Origin of the sequence: Treponema sp., from assembly GCF_045657965.1 — a bacterium.
Classification (GTDB): Bacteria; Spirochaetota; Spirochaetia; order Treponematales; family Treponemataceae; genus Treponema_D.
In genome coordinates this window covers 1-5,736 of the sequence record NZ_JAZOUG010000265.1, presented here as the reverse complement: position 1 = coordinate 5,736, position 5,736 = coordinate 1, and the positions used below count along the sequence as shown (strand labels likewise).

The 5,736-nt window shown below is 39.3% G+C and carries 5 protein-coding genes; all 5 read left to right on the top strand.

Translation table 11 applies throughout. The annotated features are described in order from the left end of the window. Positions 1 to 90 precede the first annotated feature (90 nt). Entirely contained in the window at positions 91 to 2,196 is a 2,106-nt protein-coding gene (locus tag ACKI5B_RS10015) for a hypothetical protein (RefSeq protein WP_407428324.1), read from the top strand. A 1-nt stretch (position 2,197) separates the two neighbouring features. Continuing rightward, positions 2,198 to 2,800, top strand: coding sequence for a ribonuclease HII (locus tag ACKI5B_RS10010; RefSeq protein WP_407428322.1), 603 nt, complete (start codon positions 2,198 to 2,200; stop codon positions 2,798 to 2,800). Positions 2,801 to 2,867: 67 nt separating this feature from the next. Continuing rightward, positions 2,868 to 3,905 carry an aspartate--ammonia ligase gene (asnA, locus tag ACKI5B_RS10005; protein ID WP_407428320.1) on the top strand — a complete coding sequence of 346 codons (1,038 nt, stop codon included), beginning with the start codon at positions 2,868 to 2,870 and terminating at the stop codon, positions 3,903 to 3,905. A 158-nt stretch (positions 3,906 to 4,063) separates the two neighbouring features. After that, positions 4,064 to 5,050, top strand: a complete 987-nt coding sequence (locus tag ACKI5B_RS10000) for a hypothetical protein (protein ID WP_407428318.1) — start codon at positions 4,064 to 4,066, stop codon at positions 5,048 to 5,050. Positions 5,051 to 5,154: 104 nt separating this feature from the next. Next, positions 5,155 to 5,736, top strand: a 582-nt coding sequence (locus tag ACKI5B_RS09995) for a nucleotide exchange factor GrpE (protein ID WP_407428316.1), incomplete at its 3' end; no start/stop codon positions are given.

Below are 5,736 nucleotides of genomic sequence, written 5' to 3'. Positions count from 1 at the left end.
GGTCTTTCAAAGGAAGAACTTGAGCAGAATTATTATAAACAGGACGAAGAACTGCGTTCTGTTCTCGGAGAATTTCTGTAATTCAAAAAAATGAAAAAACTTTTTTCTGCTGCTTTTATTCTGTTTTTCTCATTGACGGCTGCTTTTTCACAGAGAATAATTTCGCCTGTAGAGGGGAAATTCTCGAACAGGCAGTGTCTTATTCTTGATTTAAGCGACGGTTCTGAAGCATATTATTCGTATACAAATACAAATCCTCTCAGTTCTGGCTTTGCATATGACGGTCCTGTTTTAATTGATGCTGCAGGTGAGGTTTCTGTAAGAATTGTTGTTGTAAATGGTGAAAAAAAAGAGCAGTATGAAATAAATTATTCTGTTGCAGAAGATGGTAATCCGTTTAAAGAAGGAACTGCGGAAAAAAAATTCATTGATTCTTTGATTTCAGAAAGTGTTCTTATGTGTTCCAGTGATAATGTTATTTATATTCCTGAAACGCTTTTTTTTAAAATCGGTGACGGTGAAAAACCATTTCTAAAAGGTTCTGCTCTTTCAGTTTCTGCTGATAATAAACTTTCCCGTTATATTCCGTGTATTGTATCTGATAAAAATCATAACTGGCGTTTTGTAATTCATCTTTCTGGCGGTGAAGCCGGTCTTTTTGCAAAATTTTCAGTTCCTTTTGAAATTGATGACTGGGAAACTTTCCGTTTTACAGGAAAAAATCTTATATGGTGTATTGATAACGGAATGTGGTCTGCTTCTACTCTGCCTGTAAAGCTTGACCGTTCAAAAACTCATATAATTTACTGGCAGAGTGTTGCCTACGAAAAAGGAAATCCGGTACAGTCGTTTGTGCTTGTACCAAAGCCAGAACTAAAAAAGGAGTATTATAACGGCTCGGTAGTTTTTTCCATTGACGGAGACCTGCGTTACAGAATGGAAGTTTTAAAAAGCGGGGTTTCTGGTGAGGTGTATGAAAATTCCGGAGTTTTTACTACTCTTACCTTTGATACCTTTGAAGGCGACTGTATCAGCGGTAATGCAGTCTTTGCTTTTTATTGTGACGGTGTTTATCAGGGAAATCTTACTTCCGATTATATTGTTGACAGGCAGCCACCTTTACCGCCGGAATTTATTCCAAGTGAACAGGGCTTCTATGCCAGAAATGATATCTCTCTTTCAATAAAGAGCGAAAAAGATGCTGAAGTATATTATTCGGTTTCAGGTCCATATGCAGTAAAAACAAATTCCTATCTTGAACCTGAAACCCTTATAGATGAAATTCCTTTGTCAAAATATCTTTCCTATTCGAACAGACCGCTGTTTTTGAGGGCGGGAACTGATTCTGCCGTTTATTACAAAGTTGTTTCTTATGCGGTAGATCCGTTTCAGAATAAAAGTGAAATCTCAGAGTATAAAGTCATAATTGATGAATTTAACTATTTTCTTGATGCAACAGCTCCATTTTCAGAGATGTGTGATGGCAGCAGAAATAATCCGTATACTTCCTTTGAACAGGTTCTGAAAGTTATAAATGAAGGCCGCTTTGCTCACTTTTTTGTTAAGGGAAATGTTGTGCTGCCTAAAGGAGAGTGTATAATTTCTTCAAACTGCTCGTTCACAGCTGTAGATGAAAATACTCAGTTTGTTTTTAGTCCTTCAACTTTTATTACAGTTAGAAGTGCAAGTTTTGATATTCATAATTGTGTTCTGGAAAAGCAGTTGCCACGTTCAGTTTCTTCGGATTCCCGTTTTTTTATACTCGAAAATTCAGTTGCGAATTTTGAAGGCTGTGAGCTTATGGTTAATTTTGACTATTCCGGCACTGCCTTTACATCTCATGCTTCTGTAATTAATTTTATAAATTCCGGGCTTACTGTTCAGTCTGTAAATTATGCCTGTGGAATTTCCGGCGTTGATTCAAAGCTTCTTTTGAAAAACAGTCATTTTGCTTCTCTTGCAGAAACTGCTGTAAATTTCAGCGTTTCCGGCGGAATGTTTGAAATGAATTCTTCTGAATGTAAGGTTTCTGCACATTTAGGAAGAATTATCGAATCAACTGGTACGAATCTTCGTTTAAATGGTAACTGGTATAGAGGAGATTTTGACAAAAAGAAGAAAGGTGTCAGCCCTGTCTGGAAAGATGAAAATTCACTCGTAGTTGAAGATAAAAATAATATTTCTGAAGGATTTTAGTATGCTTAAATTGATATGCGGATTTGATGAAGCCGGAAGGGGACCTTTAGCAGGACCTGTAACTGCAGGATGTGTAATTTTACCTGAAGATTTTCCTGTAGAAATTTTAAATGATTCTAAAAAACTGTCGGAAAAAAAGCGTGAAGCTGCTGAAAAACTTATTATGGAAAAGGCCTGCTGGGGACTTGGAATAGTTGATCACGAAACAATCGATCAGATGAATATCCTGCGTGCAAGTATGTATGCAATGAAAATTGCTTATGAAATGATGAAAGCAAAACTTCCTGAATGGCTTGCAGCTCAGGGAATAGAACATGAAGAAACTGATTTGGATAAAATTATTTCTGCAATTACCGATGGAACTTCTTGTCCAGATGTGCCATGTCAGTGCCGCTGTGAACCTAAAGCTGACGGAAAATATCCTGAAGTAATGGCCGCAAGTATCATAGCTAAGGTTGAACGCGATAAAATTATGGTTGATTTTGACAGGCTTTATCCGCAGTACGGTTATGCAAAACATAAAGGTTATCCTACAGCTGCCCATATTGCTGTCTGCCGTGAAATTGGAATGAGTCCTGTTCAGAGAAAGACATTTAAGTTTTAGTGGAAAAAAAATCTGTTTTTTTATAGAATAATTCAAATAAAATTCTGATTAAAAACAGAGGCACAATATGTCAAGTTTGATAAAACCACAAGGCTATAAATCTCTTCTCCAGGAAAAAGAGACAGAGCATGCAATCGTAATGATTAAAGATTTCTTCCAGACTCAGCTTTCAACAGCCCTCAATCTTACCCGAGTCACCGCACCACTTTTTGTTCAGAGCGGAAAAGGTTTGAATGACGACTTAAACGGTGTTGAGCGTGCTGTAAAATTTCCTGTAAAAGACATGAATGATGCCCAGATGGAAATCGTTCACTCACTTGCAAAATGGAAGCGCGTAAAGGTATCTGAAATGAAGCTTGCTCCTGGTTTTGGTATCTATACTGACATGAACGCTATTCGTGCCGACGAAGATCTGGACAACATTCACTCACTTTATGTTGACCAGTGGGACTGGTGTGAATGCATTAAAAAAGAGGACCGTACAATCGAATATCTTAAAAGTGCAGTCAAAAAAATCTATGCCTGCCTTAAACGCACAGAATTTTTTATTTACGACCGCTACGAACAGATTAAGCCGTGCCTTCCTGAAGAAATTACTTTCCTTTTTGCAGACGATTTGCAGAAAGAATATCCGAATCTTACTCCAAAAGAGCGCGAAAACAAGGTTTGCGAAAAATACGGTGCTGTTTTCTTAATCGGTATCGGCGGAAAATTGCCTGACGGTTCAATTCACGACGGACGTGCTCCTGACTATGACGACTGGATTAGTGATTCAGAAAACGGTCACAAAGGTTTAAACGGAGACCTTCTTGTCTGGAATCCTGTTTTAAAGCAGTCATTTGAGCTTTCTTCAATGGGTATCCGTGTAAGCCCGGAATCGCTCAAACTTCAGCTGGAAGAACGTGGCTGTCCTGAGCGCGCAAACCTTGAATTTCACAAACGCCTTTTGAACGGTGAGCTTTCCTACACAATGGGCGGCGGTATCGGTCAGAGCCGGCTGTGCATGTTCTTTTTGCGCAAGGCACACATCGGTGAAATTCAGGTTTCAATGTGGCCGGATTCAATGAAAGAGGAATGCCAAAAAGCCGGAATTAATCTTCTGTAAAAATGAGACTGTCACACGGTTTGTTTTGTGTGTAACAGTCTGTGCTAACGCAACGCGACTAACGCCGTTGTGGGTAAAAGCTTTTTCTGTGAGAAGTGAGGGCGTTAGCCCGAACAGCGTAGCGGATTCTCCGTGTGATTTTTTTTATTATGTCCGATTTGATTAAATTTTCTTCAGCAAATCTAGAAGCTTCTCTTTCTTCGTTCGCTTCGCAGAAAATTACTGAATTTACTCTGCAGGACGAAGAAATTCTTTCGCATAAAGGAAAACTGCTTCATTTTCTGCAGGTTTTCGGTGAAAAGGCGGGCAATGTTTTTCTTACGCTTCCTGTCAGGGCTGAACTGCTTGATATGGATGTGTGCAAAGCCTGTTCAAATCTCTACTGCACCCTTGAAATTCCTTTTGAAGGCCTTAGTAAGAGCGGTGCTTATCTTTTTGACAAAAAATTCTTTTCCCGGCGTGCGCAGATGCTCAACACTCTTGGGCTTGTCTTTGGTTTTGATATTAATTTTGCTTCTGTACCGGCTGACAGTGTAAAAGCTTTCCGCGACAGGCTTGATTTTGCACTTTCGCTTTATCCGAACCACATAGATTTTCCTCAGCTTGAGCCTGATTTAAAATCTTCAGTGACTTTACCAAAATCTACGGCAACTTTTTCAACTCAGGATATCAAAATGTGCCGGGAGATGGCTTTTGCCGTTTCTGTTTTTTACACATACGGAAGGGCCGTTACCTGGTTTTTGTCTGTTTTAGAGCCTTTAAAAATGTCTCCCTCAAAATTCTTCCAGGACTTCGCGGAATGGCAGAAAATCAACAACTGCTCGCTTGCTTCCGGTTGGAATCCTGCCGAAGCAAAGCATGCTGAAATCGAAAAAATGCAGCTTGCTTTCTTAAAATTTAAATACGAAGAAAAAAACAAAATGCAGTATTTTGAAGTTGTAAGCAATGTAGTCCGCCTGAACGGAGCCTTTTCAAGATGTTTCGGCGAGGGAGAAGAATCTAAAATCGAACTTTCTTACAATCCTGATGAGCTTCTTTCCGGGGCTGCAATGGATATTCCGTCTTTTTTTGAAAATTCTTTCATGGAAAACAGCACTGTAAAAATTTTTATGGGTGAAGATGGTGCTGACTGGCGGTACTGTTAAATGTTTTTTTTAAAATCACTTTTTTTTATTGACGATTTTTGATAGATTTTACTATCTTTATTTATGACAAAAGAATTTTCCAACAAAATTGCAGGAAGTAATTCATGAAAGAAAACAAAGAGAAACAGAACGAAGAAAAAGAAGCTGTAAACGAATCTGAGCAGAAAGAGGCCGGACAGACTTCTGATTCTCCAGCTGACGAAGCTAAAAATGCCGAATCTGCCGAAAAATCCGGAGATTCTGCTGATTCAAAAGAAGAGGCTTCAAAAGAAAAGACACCTGAAGAACGAATCGCTGAACTTGAAGCCGAAAATGCAGACCTCAAAGATCAGCTTTTGCGCCGTGCTGCCGATTTCGACAACTACAGAAAGCGCATGATGCAGGAAAAACAGGATGCATTCGATTACGGAAACGCAAACCTTCTTAAAGATTTGCTTGACTCCCTCGACAATTTTGACCGCACCCTCGATGCTGCCAAAGATGCAAAAGATGCAAAATCAATTGCTGACGGAATCCGCATGATTAACAAATCGCTCGTCAGCATGCTTGAAAATAAATACAACCTCGTTTCATTCGGTAAAGAAGGCGATGCTTTCGACCCGGATTTGCATGAAGCAATCGGTATGCAGCAGGGCGATGTCAAAAAAGAAGAACTTGCTGCTGTATACCAAGTCGGAGGCCAAGCG

Bases quoted from the DNA above. Each gene is read 5' to 3' on its own strand.
- ACKI5B_RS10015 (WP_407428324.1), top strand. From the start codon at position 91: ATGAAAAAACTTTTTTCTGCTGCTTTTATTCTGTTTTTCTCATTGACG.
- ACKI5B_RS10010 (WP_407428322.1), top strand. From the start codon at position 2,198: ATGCTTAAATTGATATGCGGATTTGATGAAGCCGGAAGGGGACCTTTA.
- asnA (WP_407428320.1), top strand. From the start codon at position 2,868: ATGTCAAGTTTGATAAAACCACAAGGCTATAAATCTCTTCTCCAGGAA.